This is a genomic window from Hymenobacter terricola (assembly GCF_017921975.2).
Classification (GTDB): domain Bacteria; phylum Bacteroidota; class Bacteroidia; order Cytophagales; family Hymenobacteraceae; genus Hymenobacter; species Hymenobacter terricola.
In genome coordinates, this window is sequence record NZ_JAGEMO020000016.1 from 139,395 (window position 1) to 160,476 (window position 21,082).

At 64.6% G+C, this 21,082-nt stretch carries 16 protein-coding genes; all 16 read left to right on the forward strand.

The window, feature by feature from the left end; all coding sequences use genetic code 11:
* The first annotated feature begins 84 nt into the window (after nucleotides 1-84).
* The 16 genes from J4G38_RS13640 to J4G38_RS28980 all read left to right on the forward strand — a co-directional run bounded on the left by J4G38_RS13640 (nucleotide 85) and on the right by J4G38_RS28980 (nucleotide 21,056).
* Nucleotides 85-1,599 (forward strand): PAS domain-containing sensor histidine kinase, encoded by a 1,515-nt coding sequence (locus J4G38_RS13640; protein ID WP_210517388.1) that lies wholly within the window; start codon nucleotides 85-87, stop codon nucleotides 1,597-1,599.
* Nucleotides 1,600-2,022: 423 nt separating this feature from the next.
* Nucleotides 2,023-2,598, forward strand: a complete 576-nt coding sequence (locus tag J4G38_RS13645; protein ID WP_210517386.1) for a biliverdin-producing heme oxygenase — start codon at nucleotides 2,023-2,025, stop codon at nucleotides 2,596-2,598.
* Nucleotides 2,583-4,895 (forward strand): ATP-binding protein, encoded by a 2,313-nt coding sequence (locus J4G38_RS13650; RefSeq protein WP_210517383.1) that lies wholly within the window; start codon nucleotides 2,583-2,585, stop codon nucleotides 4,893-4,895. Before J4G38_RS13645 ends, J4G38_RS13650 begins: the two co-directional genes overlap by 16 nt.
* Complete coding sequence (locus J4G38_RS13655; protein ID WP_210517380.1) at nucleotides 4,896-5,342, forward strand: response regulator; 447 nt, start codon at nucleotides 4,896-4,898, stop codon at nucleotides 5,340-5,342.
* A gap of 9 nt (nucleotides 5,343-5,351) precedes the next feature.
* On the forward strand, nucleotides 5,352-6,617 hold the full coding sequence (locus J4G38_RS13660) for an ATP-binding protein (protein ID WP_210517377.1): 1,266 nt from the start codon (nucleotides 5,352-5,354) through the stop codon (nucleotides 6,615-6,617).
* Between the two features lie 127 nt (nucleotides 6,618-6,744).
* Nucleotides 6,745-6,987 (forward strand): response regulator transcription factor, encoded by a 243-nt coding sequence (locus J4G38_RS13665; RefSeq protein ID WP_210517374.1) that lies wholly within the window; start codon nucleotides 6,745-6,747, stop codon nucleotides 6,985-6,987.
* A gap of 210 nt (nucleotides 6,988-7,197) precedes the next feature.
* Nucleotides 7,198-7,785, forward strand: a complete 588-nt coding sequence (locus J4G38_RS13670; RefSeq protein ID WP_210517371.1) for a response regulator — start codon at nucleotides 7,198-7,200, stop codon at nucleotides 7,783-7,785.
* Nucleotides 7,733-8,440 (forward strand): polysaccharide biosynthesis/export family protein, encoded by a 708-nt coding sequence (locus tag J4G38_RS13675; protein ID WP_210517369.1) that lies wholly within the window; start codon nucleotides 7,733-7,735, stop codon nucleotides 8,438-8,440. Before J4G38_RS13670 ends, J4G38_RS13675 begins: the two co-directional genes overlap by 53 nt.
* 10 nt (nucleotides 8,441-8,450) lie before the next feature.
* Nucleotides 8,451-10,592: a GumC family protein gene (locus J4G38_RS13680; protein ID WP_210517366.1), complete on the forward strand. Its 2,142-nt coding sequence runs from the start codon at nucleotides 8,451-8,453 to the stop codon at nucleotides 10,590-10,592.
* Nucleotides 10,589-11,857, forward strand: a complete 1,269-nt coding sequence (locus J4G38_RS13685) for an MATE family efflux transporter (RefSeq protein WP_210517363.1) — start codon at nucleotides 10,589-10,591, stop codon at nucleotides 11,855-11,857. The genes J4G38_RS13680 and J4G38_RS13685 overlap by 4 nt, the downstream gene beginning before the upstream one ends.
* A gap of 222 nt (nucleotides 11,858-12,079) precedes the next feature.
* Nucleotides 12,080-13,207 carry a glycosyltransferase family 4 protein gene (locus J4G38_RS13690; RefSeq protein WP_210517360.1) on the forward strand — a complete coding sequence of 376 codons (1,128 nt, stop codon included), beginning with the start codon at nucleotides 12,080-12,082 and terminating at the stop codon, nucleotides 13,205-13,207.
* A 6-nt stretch (nucleotides 13,208-13,213) separates the two neighbouring features.
* Complete coding sequence (locus J4G38_RS13695) at nucleotides 13,214-14,515, forward strand: O-antigen ligase family protein (protein WP_210517357.1); 1,302 nt, start codon at nucleotides 13,214-13,216, stop codon at nucleotides 14,513-14,515.
* Nucleotides 14,516-14,558: 43 nt separating this feature from the next.
* On the forward strand, nucleotides 14,559-15,746 hold the full coding sequence (locus J4G38_RS13700; protein WP_210517354.1) for an acyltransferase family protein: 1,188 nt from the start codon (nucleotides 14,559-14,561) through the stop codon (nucleotides 15,744-15,746).
* Nucleotides 15,747-15,941: 195 nt separating this feature from the next.
* Nucleotides 15,942-18,659, forward strand: coding sequence for a PAS domain-containing protein (locus tag J4G38_RS13705; RefSeq protein WP_210517352.1), 2,718 nt, complete (start codon nucleotides 15,942-15,944; stop codon nucleotides 18,657-18,659).
* Nucleotides 18,660-18,739: 80 nt separating this feature from the next.
* The gene (locus J4G38_RS13710; RefSeq protein ID WP_210517349.1) at nucleotides 18,740-19,393 is read left to right on the forward strand and encodes a hypothetical protein; all 654 of its coding nucleotides are present in this window, start codon (nucleotides 18,740-18,742) and stop codon (nucleotides 19,391-19,393) included.
* Between the two features lie 145 nt (nucleotides 19,394-19,538).
* Nucleotides 19,539-21,056 carry a TlpA family protein disulfide reductase gene (locus J4G38_RS28980; protein ID WP_210517346.1) on the forward strand — a complete coding sequence of 506 codons (1,518 nt, stop codon included), beginning with the start codon at nucleotides 19,539-19,541 and terminating at the stop codon, nucleotides 21,054-21,056.
* Nucleotides 21,057-21,082: the final 26 nt, after the last annotated feature.

Below are 21,082 nucleotides of genomic sequence, written 5' to 3' on the forward strand. Positions count from 1 at the left end.
GCTGGTTGTGGCTTTGCAATTGGGAAAGCCCATCGGTTTTGCATTGGCAAATCCGTACCTTTCCTAACCCCCTTGTTCCTATTAATGCCTGATTCTACGCCACTTCCTGCTTCTACTGCTCCACCCCACCCGTCGGAGACGCCCCGGCGGGCCCTGGAACAGGCCGCTCGCGCCGCCGCCGAGGAACAGCGGCTGCGCACGCTGCTCCAGAATGCGCCGACGTGCATGGCCAGCTTGGCGGGGCCCGACCACCTGGTGGCCATCACCAATGAGCTGCTTCGGCAGCTGTTTGGTGAGCGGCCCCTCACGGGCTTGCCCCTGCGCGAGGCCTTGCCGGAGCTGGTCGGCCAGCCTTTTTTTGACTTGCTTGACGAGGCCTACCGCACCGGCGAGCCGTGCTACGGCCGCGAAGCCGGGGCCAACGCCGATTCTACCCACGCTGGCCAGAACCGGCCGGTCTATTTCAATTTCATTGGCCAGCCCGTGCGCGACACCCTGGGCCGGGTCACGGGCGTGCTGCTGTTTGTCTACAACGTGAGCGCGCACGTCCAGGCCCGCCAGCTGGCCGAGGCGGACGACCGGCCGCCGGCCACGGCGCATCAATTGGCCATTGCCAACGAGGAGCTGGCCATCGCCAACGAGGAGCTGTCGGTGAGCTACGAGGAGCTGGACGCCAGCAACCACCATCTGGCCGCCACCAACCTGGAGCTGGCCACCGCCAATGAGCACCTCCGGACGTCCAACCTCAACATTCAGCAACAGGCCCAGGAGCTGCACAGGGCCCACTTAGCCCTGCGCAAGCTCAACCAGCAGCTCGAAGCCCGCGTGGCCGAGCGCACCGACCAGCTGCAAGCCGCCCTCCACGACGTCGAGCACGCCAACACTGCCCTGAACCTGAGCAACCAGCAGCTCACCCGCACCAATCAGGACCTGGACAGCTTCGTGTATGCCTCCAGCCACGACCTCAAGCAGCCCGTCAATAACCTGGCCGGCCTCATTGAGGAGCTCCACCGCAGCGTCACGTTTGCCGACCCCGCCGAAGAGCAGCTCCTGCTGCCCCTCATTCACGACGCGCTGCGCCAGCTCAGCACCAACATCGACGACCTGGCCGCCCTGGGCCAGGCCCAGCAGGTAGCCCTGGCCCCGGCCGAACCCGTGGACCTGAAGGCCCTGGTGCAGGACGTGCTCCAAACCCTGGAGCCGCAGGTGCGCGCCGCCCGCGCCCGCGTCACCACCGATTTTAGCGTCCGGCCCATCCTCTTCTATTCGCGGGCCAGCCTGCGAACCATTCTGCTCAACCTGCTCAGCAACGCCTTCAAATACGCCGACCCCGCCCGCCCGTCCCGCGTGCACTGCTCGCTGTGGCTGGAGGCCGGCCGGCCCGTGCTCTGGGTAAAGGATAACGGGCTTGGGTTCGACGCGGCCCGCTACGGGGCCGAGCTGTTCCAGCTGTTCCGCCGCTTCCACACCCACACCGAGGGCACCGGCGTGGGCCTGTACCTCGTCAACCGCCTGGTGCAGGTGCAGGGCGGCCACCTGGCAGTAGAAAGCCAGGTGGGCGAGGGCGCCACCTTCCGGGTGCATTTTGGGCGTGCCTAACCGGGTGTGCCTAGCCGGGCACCGCCAACCGGAATCAGAAGGGGTCAACTGCTTACGTCCTTTCAGGTTCAGCTAATCTAAAGCGACCTGTTATTCAGCCCCTGCCGCCCGCCCCGAAATAACTCAGCGGGCGGCGCTGCTATGTGGCCTGAGGAGGTTACCTTTAAAGAATTCGTGACGCGCTAACGCGCTGGCGGCCCTTTTCGGACCTGCTTTTTGCGCGTTATTCACGAGTAGCGTGGTTGTGCAGGGCAACTTTGTCCTTGTACGGGTTTCAATACGATACGACGGCTGTTTGCTCCCGGCGGGCTTTGGCGAACTACGCGCCGTTTCCGCCATTGAGGCGCCGGACTCCAATGGCTTAGCCCATTGGGCCGCAGACTGGCCACGAAAGCTCCTTTTTGCTGCATTTCACTCTACCTCATGTTGCTGACCCTCGAAAGCCCGACCCTCATGCAGCGGCTGCGCGCCGACACGCGGCCCTACCACGACGCCGTGGAGCAAAACCCCTTCAATCAGGCCCTGGGGGCCGGCACGGTCACCACGGCCCTCACGGCCCGCTTTCTGAGCCGGATGTACGGGTTCGTGCAGCCCTACGAAACGCAGCTGCGCGAGCAGGCCGGCCAATTTGGCCCCGCCTGGCAGCTCGACCAGCGCTACCGGGCCCACTTAATTCTCGAAGATTTGGACCAGCTCGGCTACCTGGCCGCGCCCCCGCTGTGCCCGGCGCTACCGCCGCTGCACACGCGCCCGCAGCTGCTGGGCGCGATGTACGTGCTCGAAGGCTCGGCCCTGGGCGGACAGGTGATTGCCCGGCAGCTGGCCACGGCCGGCATTGCGGGCCGCACCTACTTCGCGGGCCGGGCCGAGCGCACCGGCCCGATGTGGAAATCCTTCTGCCAGCAGCTGGAAGCCACCGCCACCGACCACACCCAGGCGGCCATTGCGGCCTCGGCCATTCACTCTTTCCAGACCCTGACCGCGTGGCTGAATCAGTAGCCGATACCGACCAGGCACTCATCGGCGCCCCGATTACGCTGACCGATTGCGACCGGGAGCCCATTCATTTGCCCGGTCTCATTCAGCCCTACGGCTTTTTGCTGTGCCTCGATGAGCAGACCCACCGCGTGGTGCAGGCCAGCGCCAACACCCGGGAATTGCTGGGTATGGCGGCCGAAAACCTGCTCGGGCACGGGCTGGAGCTGCTGCTGGGCCCGGCTCAGCTGGCCGAAGTGGCACGCCTCTGGCCCACGCTCACGGCCGCCCCCCGGCTGCTGGGTGTGCGCCTCGACTGCTTGGCGGGCCAGCCCTTCTACAAGCTCCTGCTGCACCGCCACGACGGCTTGCTGTGGGTGGAGGGCGAGGCCGTGGGCAGTACTACGGTCAGCGCCTTCGACCTGCCCGCGCTCAACCTGACGCTGGGCCGCCTGCTGGCCGCCGACACCATGCTGGACCTGTGCCAGGGCGTGGCCGAGCAGGTGCGCGACCTCACCGGTTTCGACCGCGTGGCCGTGTACCGCTTTGCCGACGACGACAGCGGGCACGTCGTGGCCGAAGCCTTGCGGCCTGATTTGGCGCCCTGGCTGGGCCTGCACTACCCGGCCACCGACATTCCGCGGCAGGCGCGGGCCCTGTACCTCAAAAACTGGCTGCGCTTCATTGCCGACGTGGCCTACGCGCCGGTGCCGCTGGTGCCGGCCCTGAACCCCGCCAGCGGCCGGCCGCCCGACATGACCTACGCCGTGCTGCGGAGCGTGTCGCCCATCCACCTCCAATACCTGCGCAACATGGGCTCGGCGGCCACCATGACCATTTCGCTCATTCAGGAGGGCCGGCTGTGGGGCATGATTACCTGCCACCACGAAACCCCGCGCCTGGTGAGCTACGAGCTGCGCGACCTGTGCCAGTTCCTCGGCAAAGCTGCCTCCACGCTGCTGCAGACCAAGGAGCAGCAGGACGCGAAAGCCGCCCGCCAACGCATTCAGCAGACCCAGGCCCAGCTCCTGGCGCGGATAAAATCGCCCGCGACTTTCGTAGCGGACTTGTATCAGCACCGGCCCACCGTGGCCGACGTGTTCGACTGCGGCGGGGCCGCTGTGTGCCTCGGCGGTGAAATCGTGTGCCTGGGCCAAACCCCGACCCCCGCTCAGATTACGGACCTGGTGGCCTGGCTGCGCCGGCACAATACCCAGGAGGTATTCGCGACCAACTCCTACGCACCGCTCAACCCGGCCGGGGCGGCCCTGCGGGCCACGGCGAGCGGCATACTGGCCGTGGCGCTGGACGCGGATTTGGGCGAGTACATCCTGTGGTTCCGCCCCGAGCAGGCGCAAACCGTGACCTGGGCCGGCCGCCACGAGAAAATGCCAACTGTTGTTGACGGCCAGGTATTTCTTTCGCCCCGGCAGTCGTTCGAGGCCTGGAAGCAGTTGGTGGAGCACACCGCCACCCCGTGGACGGCCCCGGAGCGGGAAGCCGCGCAGGAAATCCGCCAGCACCTGGCCGACATGCGCCTCAAAGCCTTCCACGAGCTGCAGGCTAAAGCCGTTACCCTGGCCCGTCTGAATCTGGAGCTGGAGCGCAGCAACGAGGAGCTGGACTCCTTCGCCTACGTGGCCTCCCACGATTTGAAGGAGCCCCTGCGCGGCATCCACAACTACGCCGTATTTCTGCTCGAAGACTACGCCGCCCAGCTCGATGCCGAGGGCGTGAGCAAGCTCGAAACCCTGGTGCGCCTCAGCCAGCGCATGGAGGGCCTGATTGAGGGCCTGCTCCAGCTCTCGCGGGTGGGCCGCCTCGACGTGGTGATGGCCGAAACCGACCTGAACGAGGCCCTGGCCGACGTGCTGGACCTCCTGCAGCCGCGCCTCGAACAAACCTGCACCACCGTGGTCGTGGCCGGGCTGCTGCCCACCATGTCCTGCAACCGCATCCGCATTCGGGAAGTGTTCAACAACCTGCTCACCAACGCCATGCGCTACAACAACCAGCCCGAAAAGCGGGTCACCATCGGCCTGGCCCCGGCTGCGGCGCGCGGGCCCAAGGGCACCGGCAGTCCGGCCGATTTCTACGTTTTTGCCGTGCAGGACAACGGCATCGGCATCGCCCCCCGGCACCACGAAAACATTTTCAAGCTCTTCAAACGGCTGCACGCCCAGGACCAGTACGGCGGCGGCACCGGCGCGGGCCTGGCCATTGCCCGCAAAATGGTGGAGAAGCACGGCGGCGAGCTGTGGGTCGATTCCGAGGCGGGCCAGGGGGCCACGTTTCTGTTTTCTCTCTCCAGACACCTGTAGGTGAACGACCAAACTCACGCCCCCATCCTGGTGGTGGACGACAACTCCGAAGATTTTGTGGCCCTCAGCCGCGCCTTCCGCCACCACGCCGTGCCCAACCCCGTGGTGCATTGCGCCAGTGGAGAGCAAGCCCTCGAATACCTGCAGGGCCGGGGGCAGCACCTGGCCGGGCCATGCGCCCTGCCCGTTCTGGTGCTGCTCGATTTGAACATGCCCGGTCTCGATGGCCGCGATGTGCTCGCCACGCTCAAGCAAGAACCCGCGTTGCACGTCATCCCGGTCATCATTTTCACCACTTCGGCCAATGCCCGCGACGTGGAGGAGTGCTACCGCCTCGGGGCCAACAGCTACCTGACCAAGCCCATGGCCTACCGCGCCCTAGAGGAAAAAGTGGGCCTGCTGACCCGCTACTGGCTCGGAGCCTGCGAATTACCCCACCCGGCCTAACTTTTTTCTGTGAAACGAATCCTGCTCATCGAAGACAACGCGGCCGACCGGATGCTCTACCGGCGCTACCTGGCCCAGCAGCCGGGGGGCGAGCGGCTGCAGTTTGAAGAGGCCGCCACGGGCGCGGAGGGCCTGGCCCTGTTCGCCGCCTGGCGCCCTGATTGCGTAATTCTCGACTACCAGCTGCCCGACACCGACGGCCTGCTCATGCTGGCCAGCCTGCAGGCCCTGTGCCCGCCCGAAACGCTGTGCGTGGTGATGGTGACGGGCAGCGGCAGCGAAACGCTGGCCGTGCGCTCCCTCCAAAACGGCGCCATCGATTACTTAGTGAAGCAGCAGTTTGACCGCGTTGTGCTCGACAAAACGGTACGGCACGCCATTGATAAAAACGAGTGGCGCCAGTATCTGGCCCGCTACCACGGCCAGCTGCAAACCGTGAACCAGCAGCTGCGCGAGTCGTTGCTGGAGCTCACAGCCAGCCGGCAGCAGGTGCACGAACAAAACGACTGCCTCCAGGTAGCCAATGACGAAATCCGGGTGCGCAACCAGCAATTAGCGCACACGAACCAGCAGCTGGCCCGCACCAACCAGGACCTCGACAACTTCGTGTACGCGGCCAGCCACGACCTCAAGCAGCCCGTCAATAACCTGGTGGGCCTCTTTGCCGAATTGCGCCGCACCGCCACCTTCCACGACGCCGAGGAAGCCGTCGTGCTCCGGCTCTTCGATGAATCGCTGCGCAACCTCTCCACCACCATCACCGACCTGGCGGCGGTGGTGCAGGTGCAGCGCCGCCCCGGCGACCAGGCCAGCGAGGTGGTTTCGTTTGCCGAGCTGGTGGCCGAAGCGCAACTCGCCTTCCGCCCGGAGTTTTTGGCCACGCAAGCGCAGCTCACGCCTGATTTCACGGCCCTGTCGGTGCTGCGCTACGTGCGCAGCAGCCTGCGCACCGTCGTCTTCAACCTCCTCAGCAATGCCCTGAAATACCACCAGCCCGGCCGCCCGCTGCGGGTGCAGATGCGCACCTACGACCAGGACGGTCGCGCCGTGCTCGAAGTGCAGGACAACGGCCTGGGCATCGACCTGCCCCATTTCGGCACCGAGATGTTCCACTTGTTTCGGCGCTTCCACCCCGAGGCCGGCGAAGGCACCGGCGTCGGGCTGTTTCTGGTCAACCGGCTGGTAGAGGGCTGCGGCGGCCACATCGAAGTGGAAAGCGAGCCGGGGCACGGCACCACCTTCCGGGTGCATCTGCACGGGGAACACCAAGCCTGAGCATGTCCGATGGTGCGCCGCGTGCTGCCCGGTGGCGGCACGTAATGAGGCCAGGTAGCGACGTGCTTTTAATAAGCCCCACCTTAACGAGCGGTTCCTTGGCGGGGCAGCGTTCAGCTACCGCCCCATGTCGATGATTCGCGTTTTCTTCGTTGATGACCACACCCTGCTGCGTTCCGGCCTGCGGCCGCTGTTGGCCCGCCCGCCCGGACTACAAGTGGTGGACGAAGCCGGCAACGGCCTGGAGCTGCCGGAAACGGCCCTCACCAGGCGGGAAACGGAGGTTCTGCAGCTCATTGCCGGAGGCCTGACCAACCGCGCCCCCCAGGAAACGCCACGCCCATACCCGCTTTTAAGCGACACTGATTAACAGCGTGGTAGTGCGTAATACTGGCATTCACTTTTTACGCTATTCGCTCAATAAAGGGACATTCAATGGCTCCATTTTTCAGATTATCGTCTGATAACTAGAGTACGCATTGTGCATTATTTTACTTAAGTTGCTTTATATTAATTGATTGAATGCCGGTTTATCCTTTGGCACTTCTTTGGCCTTGCCCCGGCCAAACGAACTACCACCATGCCGGATAAACTTCAAAAAATTTTCCTGGTCGACGACGACCCGTATTGCCGCTGTCTGATTGAGCACGCGGTGCGCAGCCACGGCTTCAGCGACGTGCACCTGTTTGACAACGGCGCGGCCTGCCTCGATGCGCTCATCGACGAGCCCGACATCATTTTCCTGGACCAGACGATGGGCAGCGTGTCGGGCACCGACGCGCTGCGGGCCATCAAGCGCTTCAACCCCGACACCTACGTGGTGCTGGTGAGCGGGCAGCGCCACGTGCAGGTAGCCGTGGATTCGCTCAAGCTCGGGGCTTTCGACTACGTGGTGAAGGACGAACACCTCACCACCCGGCTCGTCACCGTGCTCGACAAAATTGGCGCGGTGAGCCAGCTGCTGGCCCAGCGCCAGGTGCCCCAGCCCTCGCGGCTCAAAGCCTTTTTCTCTTCGTTTTCCAAGCAGGCCCCCGTGGTGGCCCCGCCTTCACTTTCCAATTATCCTATCCGTGATACAACCGTTATTTCTTCGCGCGCCCCTGGTTCTGAGTCTCTTGCTCGTACTTGGATTGCTGAGCAGCTGCACCCAAAACCTGTTCACTACTAAAAAGCCGCTGCCGGCGGCCAGCACCCTCGACGTGGGCTCCGGCTACCAGTACCGCCTGCGCCAGGACGACATCATGACCATTAGCGTGTGGGACCACGAGGAGCTGAGCGTGGGCTCCATCTACGGGCACTACAGCGTGAACGAAAACGAGGGCAAGTGGACCAAGGTGGACTCCCAGGGCAACCTGAACGTGCCCAAAGTGGGCAGCTACCACGTCGAAGGCCTCACGGTGCCCGAGGCCGAAGAGCTGCTGGAAAAAGTGCTGGGCAAGTGGATTGTGAGCCCGCAGCTCACGCTGAAGGTGCTGAACATGGAAACCACCGTGCTGGGCGAAGTAGGCATTCCCGGCAAGCAGCGCCTCGAAAAAGAGCGCAACACGCTGGTGGAAGTGCTGGGCAAGGCCGGCGACTTCGGGGTTTATGCCGACAAGCGCCACGTGAAAGTGCTGCGCCAGAACGCGGCCGGCACCCAAGCCACCGAAATCGACCTGACCCAGCTCAGCAGCTTCGAGCGCAACAACCTCGTGATTGTGCCCGGCGACGTGGTGTACGTGCCGTCCAAAAACGGCAAGCAGTTCGACCGCAAAGCGCCGTCGGTGCTGGGCATTGCGTCCATCGTGAGCACCATCCTGATTTTCACCCGCTTCTTCTTATAAGTTTCTTGCCATGAGCGAATTTAAACAAAATAAACGCCCGTTGCGCCCCATTTGGCGGGGCCTGCCCGTGGTGCTGCTGTGCCTGGGCCTGAGCCTGGGCGCGGCCTGGCAATACCTGCGCTACGCCACGCCGATGTACGAGAGCACGGCCAAAATCAAGCTGGCCGACGTGAACGAAGGGGCGATGAACACGACCCTGATTAAGAACCTGGACGCCTTTTCGGGCACCGACCGCAGCAGCGCCGAAGCCGAGCTGGTGCGCTCGCCGCTGCTGCTGGGCCGCGCCCTCGACCACCTGCCCTTCGACCTGAGCACGTACCGCGTGGGCAAGCTGCGCACCACCGAAATGTACCGCGCCAGCCCCTTCCTGGTGGCCCTGACGCTGCACAACCCGAAGTGGGCCGAAAAGCCCTTCGACCTGCGCATTGACGCCGCCGGGGCCCTGCGCCTGACCGCGCCCTCGGGCGAAGTAGCCGAGGGCCGCCTGGGCCAGCCCCTGCGGCTAAGCGGCGCGGAAGTGACCATTACGCGCAACGAGGAGGAGCTGAAAAACCGCCCCGACGTGCCCCTGGCCGACCATTACCGCCTGGTGCAGCACAACCGTGGCGAGCTGATTGAAGCCATTGGCAGCCAGTTGGATGTGAGCAGTACCGACCGCAACGTGCCGGTGCTGCGCATCAGCTACCAGAGCCCGGTGCCTGAGAAAGCCGCCGATTTGGTGAACGCCCTCACGGCCGTGTACCTCGATGATTACCTGGCCACCAAGTACAAGGTGGTGAACGCCACGTCCCAGTCGATTACGGAGCAGCTGAAAACCGTGCGCCGCACGCTGTCGCACTCCGAAGACACGGTGGAGCAGTACCGCGACAAGAAAAGCATCGTCAACATCAAGCAGGAAACCGAAACCGACCTGCACAAGATTGCGGAGCTGAAAATCCAACGCGCGAACATCCAGATGAGCCTGGCCGCCGCCAACAACCTGTACCGCTACATGACCAACGGCAAGAACCACGCCTTGGCCCTGGCCCCCAACTTCGAGGCGTTCAACGACATGCTCTCGACCGACATCATCAAGAAAATCAAGGACCTGCAAGCCGAAAAGCACGACTTGCTGCTGCGCTTCACCCCCGAAGATGCCCAGGTGAAAACCGTGGACCTGAAGCTGGCCGACCTCAACAGCTACCTGCTCGAAAGCATCCGCAACACGCGCACCAGCCTCACCATCCGCTACCGCGACATTGACCGGACCATCCGGCAGTCGCAGGGCGTGTTTGTGGGCCTGCCCACCCGCGAGAAGAACCTGGCCATTCTGGAGCGTGATTTCCAGCTGAATGAGAAGCTCTACACTTTTCTGCGGGAGAAGGAAACCGAGGCCGAAATTGCCAAGGCCACGCCCATTTCCTACCACCGCGTGATTGCCGACGGCCTGGTGCCCACCGAGCCCACGGCCCCGCACCGCGGCTTCGTGCTGCTGGTGTCCGGCTTCCTGGGCCTGCTGGTGGGCTCGCTGCTGGCTTATCTGATTGCCGGAGTGCGGTCGACGCCCGGTGATGCGTACTCCGTACAAAAAGAGGCTGCTACGCCGCTGGCGGCCACCATTCCGCACCTGGGCGAGGATTTTGAAGGTCAGCTGGCCTTCTTCAAGCAGCTGGCCACGCGGCTGGCACTGAAGGGCTTTTTCGTGCCCGGCAACAAGCTGGTGGTGAGTGCATTCACCGATAAAGAAGGGCAGTCGTTCTTCTTCGAGCACCTGCGGCAGGCGTTGGTGGCGCAGGGCCTGAAAGTGCGTGCCCTGGTGCTGCGCGACCCCACTTCGCCCAACCCCGATGCCCAGCCCGACGAATTGCTGCTGGTGCAAAACCTCCCCCTGGCCCAGGACAGCTACGCCCTGGCCGTGATGGCCGGCGCCCAGGCCAACCTGTTCGTCATCGACAGCCGCACCACGCCCACGTTCCGCCTCGCCGAGCTGGACCTGCTGGTGGCCGACTACCAGCTGCCCAACGTGCACCTCTGCCTGAACCGTGACGGCTACGACCCCGGCTTCCTGCGCATTATGGCCCGCCGCCTGCGCCGCTCGACGCGCCGCGCGCCGCAAACGGCCGCCGAGCCCACGGGATTGCCGCTGCCCGCCGGGCTCGACCTGCAAGCGTGAGCCCAACCTTCTTCTGGCCGCTCCGGGCTTTTCGTCCGGGGCGGTTTCAGGTGGCCCCGCGCTACTGGGTGGTGGCCGGCCAGGCTACCGTGAGCGCCACCAGTTTTCTTACCAACCTCTTTATTGCCAGGCTATGCGGACTAACGACATTCGGCGAATACAGCGCCTGGCAGCTAGTGTTGCTGCTGCTGCTGGCCGTGCAGGGGGCCATCATTACGCAGCCCATGCAGGTGGTGGTGGGCGCGTTGCCCGCTGCCCGCCGCCCGGCCTATCAGCAGCTGCTGCTGGCGGGGCAATTAATTTTTAGTCTGCTGGCCGTGGCCGGCGTGCTGGCGGGTGCGCACCGGCTGCCTCAGGCAGCCACGGTGCTCCCCGCCTTTTTGGTGCTAGTGGCCGCCGCCGGGGGCCAGGACACCTTGCGCAAGCTGCTGCTCGCCGATGGCAAAGTGCAGGTGGCCCTGGCCAGCGACGTGCTTTCGGCGGGCGGGCAGTTGCTGGTGCTGCTGGCCCTGGCCCTGCGCTCCGAAAGGGCCACGCTGGCCCAGGTGATGTGGGCCGTGGGCCTCACCACCGTGCCGGCGCTGCTGCTGAGCGGGCGGGCGCTGGGCGCGTGGCCCAGCCTGCGCGGCTGGCACCGGTTTGGGCGGCGGCACTGGCGGCAGGCGCGCTGGCTGCTGCCCACGTCCCTGCTCCAGTGGGGCTCGGCTAATATTTTGCTGGTGTTTGCGGGCTGGGCGGGCTCGCCGGCCATGCTGGGCGTGCTGCGGCTGGCCCAAACGGCCATGGGCGTCTTCAACCTGGGCCTGCAAGCCGTGGAAAACTATGCCTTGCCGCGCCTCAGCCAAAGCTTCTACCACGCGCCCCAGCTGTTTGCAAAGCAGCGGGCGGCGCTGGTCCGGAAAATGCTGCTGGCGGCCGTGCCGGTGCTGGCGCTGCTGGCCCTGGCGGCCGGGCCGCTGGTGGCGCGCTTTGGCCCGGCGGGCGGCAATCAATACCCTGGTTTACTGCGCTGGTGCTGCCTGCTCTACGTAGTGATTCTGCTGGTGTACCCGCTCCGGCTGACAATTCGCCTGCAGGCCGATTCGCGCCACTATTTCGCGGGCTACGTGCTTAGCATCGTGGTTTCGCTGCTGTCGGTGCGCTGGCTCACGGGGCACTACCAGGCCAGCGGCGTGGTGCTGGGCTGGCTGCTGGCGCAGCTGGTGCTGGGCGGCTACTGGGCGCTGGCGTTGCGCCGCACCGCTCCGGCGGCGGTTACCAGGTGATAATGAGCATAATTGGGGGTTGAAAATAATAGCTCCACTTTTCAGACGATACTCTGAAAAGTGGAGCTATTTCAGTTGAATTTCCATCATAATGCATTAAAAACCAATAATTTAACTAAAAAACTTGGTTTTGGCACCTCATTGGCCTTAGCCTCGGCCAAGCGAGTTGCCACGCCGAACCGGACGCGAAAGAAACCGGTCGTTTGCTAACTATTCAATGACATGAAAATCATTCATTTAATTCTCGGAAAAGCCAACCCCGAACGCATGAACGGGGTGAACAAAGTGGTGCACGCGCTGGCCACCCAGCAGCACCGCGCCGGGGCCGATGTGGCCGTGTGGGGCATTGCCGCCGACCTCAGCGAAAACTACCCGGCCCGCGAGTTTGCCACCCGGCTGTTTGCCGCCCGCCGCAACCCCTTTGGCTTGCCCAAAGAGCTGCTGGCGGCCCTGGACGAGCTGAGCCGCAGCGCAGCAGTGGTGCATTTGCACGGGGCTTTCATTCCGGTGTTCTACACGGTGGCGCGGCAGCTCACGGCGCTGGGTATTCCGTATGTGCTCACGCCGCACGGCAGCTACAGCCCGGCGGCGCGGCGCAAAAGCTGGCTCACCAAGCTGGCTTATACGTTTTTGTTCGAGGGCTATTTGCTGCGGCATTCGGCGCGGGTGCACTGCCTGGGGGCGAGCGAGGTGACGGGCGTGGAGCACATGAGCCACGCCGTGCGCACCAGCCTGATGCCGTACGGCTTTGAGCCACCCCGGCCGGTGTCGCCCATGTTTCCGGCCGCGCGGGGCCGCTTCCGGGTGGGTTTCTGCGGCCGGCTCGACGACAACCACAAGGGGCTGGATTGCCTGCTGGCCGGCTTCGCCGAATTTGCCCGCCTGGTGCCCGAGGCCGAGCTGTGGGTAATTGGCGACGGCCCCGACCGGGCGCTGGTGGCCGACTGGGCCGCCGAAGCGCCCGAAGGTTCGGTGCAGCTGCTGGGCAGCCGCTACGGCGACGAAAAAATTGGCCTGCTGGGCCAGCTCGACGTGTTTGCCCACACGTCGCACTACGAGGGCCTGCCCACCGCCGTGCTCGAAGCCGTGGCCCTGGGCATCCCCTGCGTGGTGACGGAAGCCACCAACCTGGGCAGCTACGTGCGCGAATTTGGCTGCGGCGAGGTGATGGCCACCGCCAGTCCCGAGCTATTCACCGATGCCCTCCACCGCCTGTATGCCCAATGGGCCGCCCCCGCCGAGGCGGAGGCGCTGGCCCTGCGCTGCCGCCGCATGGTGCGCATCGCCTTCAACTGGCCCAACCTGCTGCCCGCTTATGAGCGGATGTACCAGGACGCCCTAGCCGCCTGATTTACGATGACCAACCTGCTACCCGCCGCCGCGCCGCACCGCGCTTTTTTGCGCACCCTGAGCGTGCTCCTTACCGCGATTGTGCTCATCAAGCTGAGCGGTTTTTTTGCCTGGAACGATGACATCGGCATCACGCGCATCCTCAAGCTGGTGACCCGCCTGGGCATGACGGCCGCCGTTTACGGGACGTATTCGCTGATAATCCGCCGGGGTGCCATCGACTCGTTTCGCTGGCACAATGGTCCGGTGCCGCTGCTGTATGGCGCGTACCTGCTGCTCGGGCTGGCCTCCCTGCTGTGGTCCCGCAACCCCGGCTACTCGTTTCTGCAATGGGTGATGGACCTGGAAAGCCTCGTCTTCGCCTACTATTTCGTGAAATGCTTTTTGCTAATCAAGGAGTTTTTCCCGGAAAGCCAGGTGCGTTTCTACCATGTGCTGGGCAATGCGGTTTTCCTGATTCTACTGGTGTTTCTGGTGGGCGCGCTGGTGGCTCCCGACACGTTTTACCGCCTCACCCACGGCGGCGAAGAGGCCCGCCTGGGCGGCTTCATCATGAACCCCAACGAGCTGGGCATGCTCTGCGTGGTGGGCATTGCCTGCCTGATGTTTGACCTGGAGCGCCGCCACCGAACGGTGCTCACGGCGGTCAAAATCGGGCTGCTGCTGGGGGCGCTGGTGCTCACCGGGTCGCGCTCGTCGCTGGTGGGGTTTGTGCTGGTGCTGTTTTTCCACCTCCGGCAGGCCGGCAACCCGCGCCTGAAATGGGCCGCCAACGTTGCCGCCCTGCTGGCCCTGCCGGCCGTGGTGCCGCTGGTGTTCATCAAGCAAGGCGGCCTGGAGGAAGTGCTGAGCATGACCGGCCGGCTGCCCTTCTGGCACGCCCTGCTGACGGAGGCGCTGCCCCGCGAGCCGCTGCTGGGCTACGGCTTCATGCGCATCAGCTACGGCGACTATTTCCAGAGCGTGCACACCTACGCCGCCCAAATGGCCCACAACACCTTCATCCAGGTGCTGATGAACCTGGGGCTGGTGGGCTTCACCATTGCCATGCTGCAATTGGGCTTCACCATCCGCGCCTTCGTGCGGCAGGCCGACCCGCAGGTGCGGCTGCTGGGGGCGGGCCTGCTCATCCCCATTCTCATCAATTCCTTCACCGAGTTCGGCATTTTTGGCATGACGAACTACGGCATTCTGTTTTATCAGTTTCTTATCTTCTTCGGCAGCCTGCACTACCACGCCCGGCTCTCGCCCGGCGAGCAGCTGTGGCTGCACCGCCGCCGCCCCGAACTGGCCCTGGCGGCAGCCTGATTGCACGCAATAAACCACTGAAATAAAGTAGATTATATAACGTATGTTTACCCTGAAAACACTGGCGGCGCAAGCGCTGGGTACCACTCATAACCGGATTTTCGGGCTTGATTTGCTGCGGGCCGTGGCCATTTTTATCACCGTGTACGGCCACGCGGCGATGCTGGTGCCGCCGGCTTATCGGTCGTGGCACAACCTGCCGGCGTCCGCCATCGACGGGGTCAATATCTTCTTCGTGCTGAGCGGCTACCTCATCGGCGGCATCCTGCTCAAGGCCCTGCTCGACCCGCGCCAGCCCTTTTCGCTGCGGCATTTCTGGATGCGGCGCTGGCTGCGCACGCTGCCGGCCTACCTGGTGGTGCTCACGAGCCTGGTGCTGCTGGCGGCCCTGCGCCACCAGCTGCCCGCCGGGGTGTACCGCTATTTTATATTCAGCCAGAACCTGAGCACGCCCCACCCCACTTTCTTTCCCGAAGGCTGGAGCCTGGCGGTAGAAGAGTGGTTTTACCTGCTGTTCCCCACCACGGTGCTCGTGCTCCTGGGCCTCTTCCGGAACCGACGGGTGGCGCTGGCGGGCACCATCGGGCTGTTTTTGGTGCTGCCGCTGGTGTTCAGGTTCTACCAGTACCAGCAGGGGCAGGGCCTGGCCGCGGCGCTCTGGGATGGCTACTACCGGCGCGTGGTGGCTGCCCGCCTCGATGCCATTGCCCTGGGCGTGCTGGCCTGCTACCTTCAGCACTACCACGCCGGCGCGTGGCGGGCGCTGCGGCGGCCCGGCCTGGGGCTGGCGGTGGGGCTGCTGCTCGTAACGTTTCTGTACCCGAAGCTGGGTGCCCATGTGCTGTTCTACAACGTGTGGTGCCGCTCCCTGCTCGAAGGCCTGGTGGTGCTGGTGGTGCTGCCGTATTTCTCGCAGCTGCGCTACGCTCGCTATTCACCGGCCATGCGCGGCCTCACACTGCTGAGCCTCGTTTCCTACTCCATGTACCTGCTCAACAAGTCGGTACTGATAAAGCTGGTGCTGCTGCCGCTGGAGCGCACCGTGCTCACGCCGTACCTGGGGGCCGGCGGCTGGCTCGTGGCCTACGTGCTGTACTGGGGGCTGCTGGTGAGCGGGGCCCTACTGCTGTATACCTATGTGGAGCAGCCCTTTATGCGCCTGCGGGACGTCTTTGAGAAGCCCAGGCCAAAGCCGGTGGTGGCCGCCGCGCTGGCAGTTGCGGGGCACTAGCCGTTTTCGCCCGTCCCGTTATTCTTCCCCCCCAGTCACTGGGTTCTTTTCTTCCTGGCTCATGCCGCAGCCCCGCCCTTTGCGCATTGGTATTGAGGCCCGGCGCCGGTTTCGGCCCCAGCCAGTATTCGCCGGCTAATCCACAGCGGTTTTCCCGCGAATACCCTGGTAACTCATTCGACTTTGTGCTAATTTATGACCACTGCTACCCTTATCGCGCCGAGTGCCATCAACTACCCGGCGGCGCTGGCCGCCGCCGAGCAGCACATCCAGAAGCTCACCGCGGCCCTGGCGCGGGCCCGCGAGGTAGAGCAGATGGTGGAACACCTGTCGGACCGGCTGCTCGAAGGACTGCTGCTGCTGGACGCCACGGGCATCATTGTGCTGGCCAATCGCCGGTTTTTCAGCTTGCTGGGTCTGCCCGATGAGCCGGCCGTGTGGCACGGCAAATCGGTGCGGTGCCTGGCGGCAAAGGTGCAGCCCCTGGTGGCCGCGCCCGCCGAGCTGGTGCGCTGGGCCGAGCGCGAATTGCCCTGGCGGCAGCAGGAACAGCAGGAATTGGTGACGCTCCACCAAGGGGCCGTGCTCGCTTGTGAGATGATGCCGCCCGCCGCCGAAGCGGGCCCGGCCGGCACCTGGCTGCTGGCGCTGCGCGACGTGAGCGAGCAGCAGCACCTGCGGGCGGCCCTAAAATCCGTGTCCTGCATTCCCGAAGAGGACCCCAGCCCCATTGTGCGCATCGGGGCCAACGGGCAGCAGCTCTACGCCAACCCGGCGGCCCGGCGCGTGGGCCGGCACCTGACGCGGGCCGAGCAGGTGCGGCTGCAAAAGCAGCTGCGCTGTGCCGCCGCCGCTGCCCTGGCCCAGGCAGCCCCGCACCAGCTCGAAGTTGCGCTGAGGGAACAGGTGTACAGCGTGGCCGTGATGCCGTTCCCACGGGAAGGCTACGTCAACCTGTATTTCGCCGACATCTCGGAGCGCGAGGCCGTGCGCCAGCAGCTTGCCGAGCAGCAGCAGTTTACCCAGCAGGTGCTCGATACCATTCCCGCCCTGATTTTTGTGCGGGATACGAAGCAGCAATTTGTCTTTCAGAACCCGGCCATGCAGGGCCTGATGGCAGGCTCCGGCATGGCCCGGCCCGACGCCGTGGCCCCGGATAGCGTGCTGGCCCGGGAGCTGGCCGAGTACGCGGCCGTGGACGTGCAGGTGCTGGCCACGGGCCAGGAAATAGCCACGGAAGAAGCCCACACGCTGCTCGATGGCACCATCCGCTGGTTCTATACCGTGAAGGGGCCCCTGCACCGGCCCGATGGCACGGTGCACGTACTGGGCGTGAGCACCGACATCACGGCCCTGAAGCAGAGCCGGCAAACCCTGGAGCGCAGCGAAAAGCAGTACCGCGACCTGATGACGTACAGCCAGGCGTTCATTTTTACGCATGATTTGCAGGGCCGCGTGCTCACCGTGAACCCGGCGGTGACCGCGCTGCTCAACCGCCCGGTCGAGGAGCTGCTCGGCCAGAGCATGGCCATCAACCTGCCGCCCGAAGACATCCCGGCCTTCGAGCAGTACCTCCAGCTCATGAGCACGGCGCGGGAAGCCACGGGCGTGCAGCGCATGAGCCCGCACGGCAGCCCGCGGCTGCATTACCTGCAGTACCGCAGCTTTCGGGTAGAAGAGCCCAACCAGGTGCCCTACATCATCGTCCACACCCACGACATTACGGAGCGCGTGCTGGCCGGCAAAGAGCTGAAGCGCGCCAAGCAGGCCGCCGAGGCCGCCGTGCGGGCCCGCGAAAACTTCCTGGCCAACATGAGCCACGAAATCCGCACGCCCATGAACGGCGTGCTGGGCGTGGCCAACCTGCTGGCTAAAACCCCTTTGACCGTGGAGCAGCAGGAGCTGCTGCGCATCATTCGCGTCTCGGGGCAGCACCTGCTGGCCGTGCTCAACGACGTGCTCGACATGGCCAAAATCGCCTCCGGCAAGCTGGAGCTGAATCTGGAATCGTTCAATCTCTGCGATTCGGTGGCGCAGGCCCTGCAGCCGCTGGCCCTGCAGGCCCTGGAAAAAGGCCTCCACTTCGAGGGCACGCCGCTGAGCGCCACCTGCCCGTTTCCGCTGGTGCAGGCCGATGCCCACCGCATCAACCAGATTATGCTGAACCTGGTGAGCAACGCCGTCAAATTCACCCCGGCGGGCGGACGGGTGAAAGTGAAGGGCGAACTGCTGGCCCAAACCGCCGACACGCTCACCGTGCGGTTCCGCGTCACGGATACCGGCCTGGGCATGGCCCCGGAAGTGCAGGCGCGCATCTTCGAGAGCTTCACCCAGGCCTACGCCGATACGGCGCGGCGCTTTGGGGGCACGGGCCTGGGCCTGAGCATCAGCCGGGCCCTGGTGGAGCAGATGGGCGGCGAGCTGACGGTGGCCAGCGCCCTGGGCGTGGGCAGCACCTTTGCCTTCAGCCTGACGCTGGCCAGGGCCGTGGCACCAGCCGTGGAGAGCGTGGCGGAGGCCTTCGACACCGGCGTGCTGGCCGGCGTGCGGGTGCTGCTGGTGGAGGACAACGACATCAACCGCTTCGTGGCCCGGCGCACCATGCAGGAGTGGGGCATCGTGGTGACCGAAGCCGTGGACGGCGCCAGCGGAGTGGCCCGGTTTGCCCAGCAGCCCTTCGACCTGGTGCTGATGGACATCCAGATGCCCGGCATGAGCGGCCTGGACGCCATGGCCCTCATTCGGGCCCATGCCGAGCCGGCGCGGGCCGGCGTCCCCATCCTGGCGCTCACGGCCAACGCCTTCCACGCCGACCACGAGCGCTACCGCGCCGCCGGCATGAACGACTGCCTGGCCAAGCCCTTCGAAGAAGCCGAACTGTATGACAAGCTGCGGAAGCTGCTGCGCTACTAATAAGTTGATTTTTAGTCGATAGCGCCGATTAAGCCCAGCGCTGCTCAATCACTGCTCTTTCGGATTTATCCCCGCCTACCATGAAAATTATTGCCTTCCTTCGTTGCGGCTTGCTGGCCGGTGCTGCCGTGGCCTGCGCCGCTCCCGGCCACGTGCTGCAGCACCTGCCTTCTGCCGTCAACGCCCACCGGCTGCCGCCCCTGGAGCCCACCGTAGAAATGGGGGCCCTGAACAACACCGACGGCACGTCGCACGATGACCTGCTGCGCTTGTTCCAAAACGAGATTTACCGCAATGTGGCGGAGCCGACCAGCATGACCAGCCTGGGCTCGGCGCTGCTGCAGGTGCCCGAGGCCGAGGTGAAGCGCACCGGCCGCGCCCTGCAAATAATTCAGCTCGTTACGATGCTCACGCCCAGCCTCCTGGGCCTGCCCCTGGAAACCTACCAAACCACCCTCACGGCTAAGGTGCAAATCCGGGACTTGCAGGGCAAGGTGCTGGGCGAGTACGAAGGCCATGGGCAGGCGAAGGTGCAGGTGGCCATGTACTACGGCTATTCGCAGCGCCACGCCCCCGGCTTGTCCGATGCCCTGGCCCTGCGCATGGCCCTGGCCCAGATTCGGCAGCAGCTCGACACGGCGGCCACCCGCCTGCGCCCGTTGTTGCTGGCCGCGGGGCCGGTAGCAACAACCATACAGCCCGCGCCCCAAGCGGCCGCCACCGACCTCCGATAGCCCCACATTTCGGTTTTCCGCACAATTCTTCGGTGGGAGGCCGGCCCGACGCCTTCCTTGCCGCGTGCCTTTCCATCTTATAACAGTATTTCTGATGAAAGCATTTTTACTCTTGCGTGAACGTTGGCTGCTGAGCATTTGCGCAGTGATTGTTCCACTGCTGAGCTACGGGCAGGGGGGCAAACCCGGGGCGGTGGGGCTGGCCGTGCTCACCGGCCGGGTGAGCGGGGCCACCACCGATTCGGTGGCTGTGTCGCTGCGCGAAAACCCGCTCGACCCGACGGAGAAGCTGTTCCGCATTGCCTTGAGCAGCAAGGGCGAATTCCGCCTGGCCGTGCCGGTGAGCGGCCCCACCAAGGCCGATTTGGTGTACGGCGACGACGTGGCCCCGCTCTTCCTGGACCCCGGCACTGATATGGACGTGCGCTTCAAGGGCAGCGACATGGCGGGCACCTTGAAATTTAAAGCCAACGACGTGCCCACCGGCCTGGCCACCAAGCTGCGCAACGGCGCAAACCTGACCGACGAGCAGCGCCACCGCCAGCAGGCCGCCAACGCCAACACCTACCTGGTGGAAGCCGATGCTCAATTCGTGGAGAACGACGGGTTTCAGGTGCTGCCCGATAACATTCAGCTCTACGAAGCCCCGTTCCTGTCCTTCCTGGAGTACCGCCGCAAGCACGAGTTCGAGTTTCTGGACGACCACGCGGCCCGGCAGTCCTTCACGCAGGAGTTCTACAACTATGCCCACGCCGAAGTGGTGTACGCCTACGCCAACGACAAGCTGACTTTCCAGGACCTGCGCGAGCAAGTGGTGAACACCGAAGGCCGCCTGAAAATGGCCCCCGACTACTACAACTTTCTGCGGGAGCCCGGCCTGCTCAACGAGCCCAACGCCGCGCAGAGCGAGCTGTATTACGAATTTCTGCTCAACTACGTGCATTTTGCCGTGGCCCAGGACCACCACCAGCCCACCGACCCCGACTTCTACCCTGCCTGCTACGCGCTGGCCAGCAAGAAGCTGACCGGCTCCATCCGCGCCGTGATTCTGGGCCGCGTGCTGCAGCAATCCTTCCGTTTCGGACACGTGAAGCAGGCCGCCGCCCTGCTCGCGGACTTTCGCAACTACGACCTGAAAACGCAGTTTTACCCCGGCTTACTGGCCGATTTTAACCGGCACAAGGACTTTGCCATTGGCGCGCCGGCCCCGGATTTTGCGCTGGCTTCGGCCACCGGCGACACCGTGCACCTGCACGATTTCGTGGGCCAGCTGGTGTACCTCAATTTCTGGAAAACCACCAACGGCCTTTGCCTGCGCGACCTGCCCTACGCCCAGGATTTGATGCACCGGTTCGAAGGCAGGAACATTGTCTTCATCAACATTGCGCTGGATGAAAACGAGCTGGCCTGGCGCCAGCTGGTGGCCGCCAAGAAGCTGCCCGGCGTGCAGCTGCGCCTCGGCGGCGGCGTGCTCTCGGCTCTGGCGCAGGCCTATGCCGTGCAGGACGTGCCCACCTACATACTGGTGGGCGAAGACGGTGCCTTCCTCAACACCAAGCCCAAGCGCCTGAGCAGCCGCGCCGCCGTGGACGAAATCAGCCAGTCCTTCGGAAAAGCCAGCACCTACACCACGGCCATCGAGCTGGCGGCCAGCAAGAAATAAGTGAGCGGTATTGCGAGCGGAGCGGG

Bases quoted from the DNA above. Each gene is read 5' to 3' on its own strand.
- J4G38_RS13645 (WP_210517386.1), top strand. From the start codon at position 2,023: ATGTTGCTGACCCTCGAAAGCCCGACCCTCATGCAGCGGCTGCGCGCC.
- J4G38_RS13665 (WP_210517374.1), top strand. From the start codon at position 6,745: ATGTCGATGATTCGCGTTTTCTTCGTTGATGACCACACCCTGCTGCGT.
- J4G38_RS13670 (WP_210517371.1), top strand. From the start codon at position 7,198: ATGCCGGATAAACTTCAAAAAATTTTCCTGGTCGACGACGACCCGTAT.
- J4G38_RS13705 (WP_210517352.1), top strand. From the start codon at position 15,942: ATGACCACTGCTACCCTTATCGCGCCGAGTGCCATCAACTACCCGGCG.
- J4G38_RS13680 (WP_210517366.1), top strand. From the start codon at position 8,451: ATGAGCGAATTTAAACAAAATAAACGCCCGTTGCGCCCCATTTGGCGG.
- J4G38_RS13695 (WP_210517357.1), top strand. From the start codon at position 13,214: ATGACCAACCTGCTACCCGCCGCCGCGCCGCACCGCGCTTTTTTGCGC.
- J4G38_RS13700 (WP_210517354.1), top strand. From the start codon at position 14,559: ATGTTTACCCTGAAAACACTGGCGGCGCAAGCGCTGGGTACCACTCAT.
- J4G38_RS13710 (WP_210517349.1), top strand. From the start codon at position 18,740: ATGAAAATTATTGCCTTCCTTCGTTGCGGCTTGCTGGCCGGTGCTGCC.
- J4G38_RS13640 (WP_210517388.1), top strand. From the start codon at position 85: ATGCCTGATTCTACGCCACTTCCTGCTTCTACTGCTCCACCCCACCCG.
- J4G38_RS13690 (WP_210517360.1), top strand. From the start codon at position 12,080: ATGAAAATCATTCATTTAATTCTCGGAAAAGCCAACCCCGAACGCATG.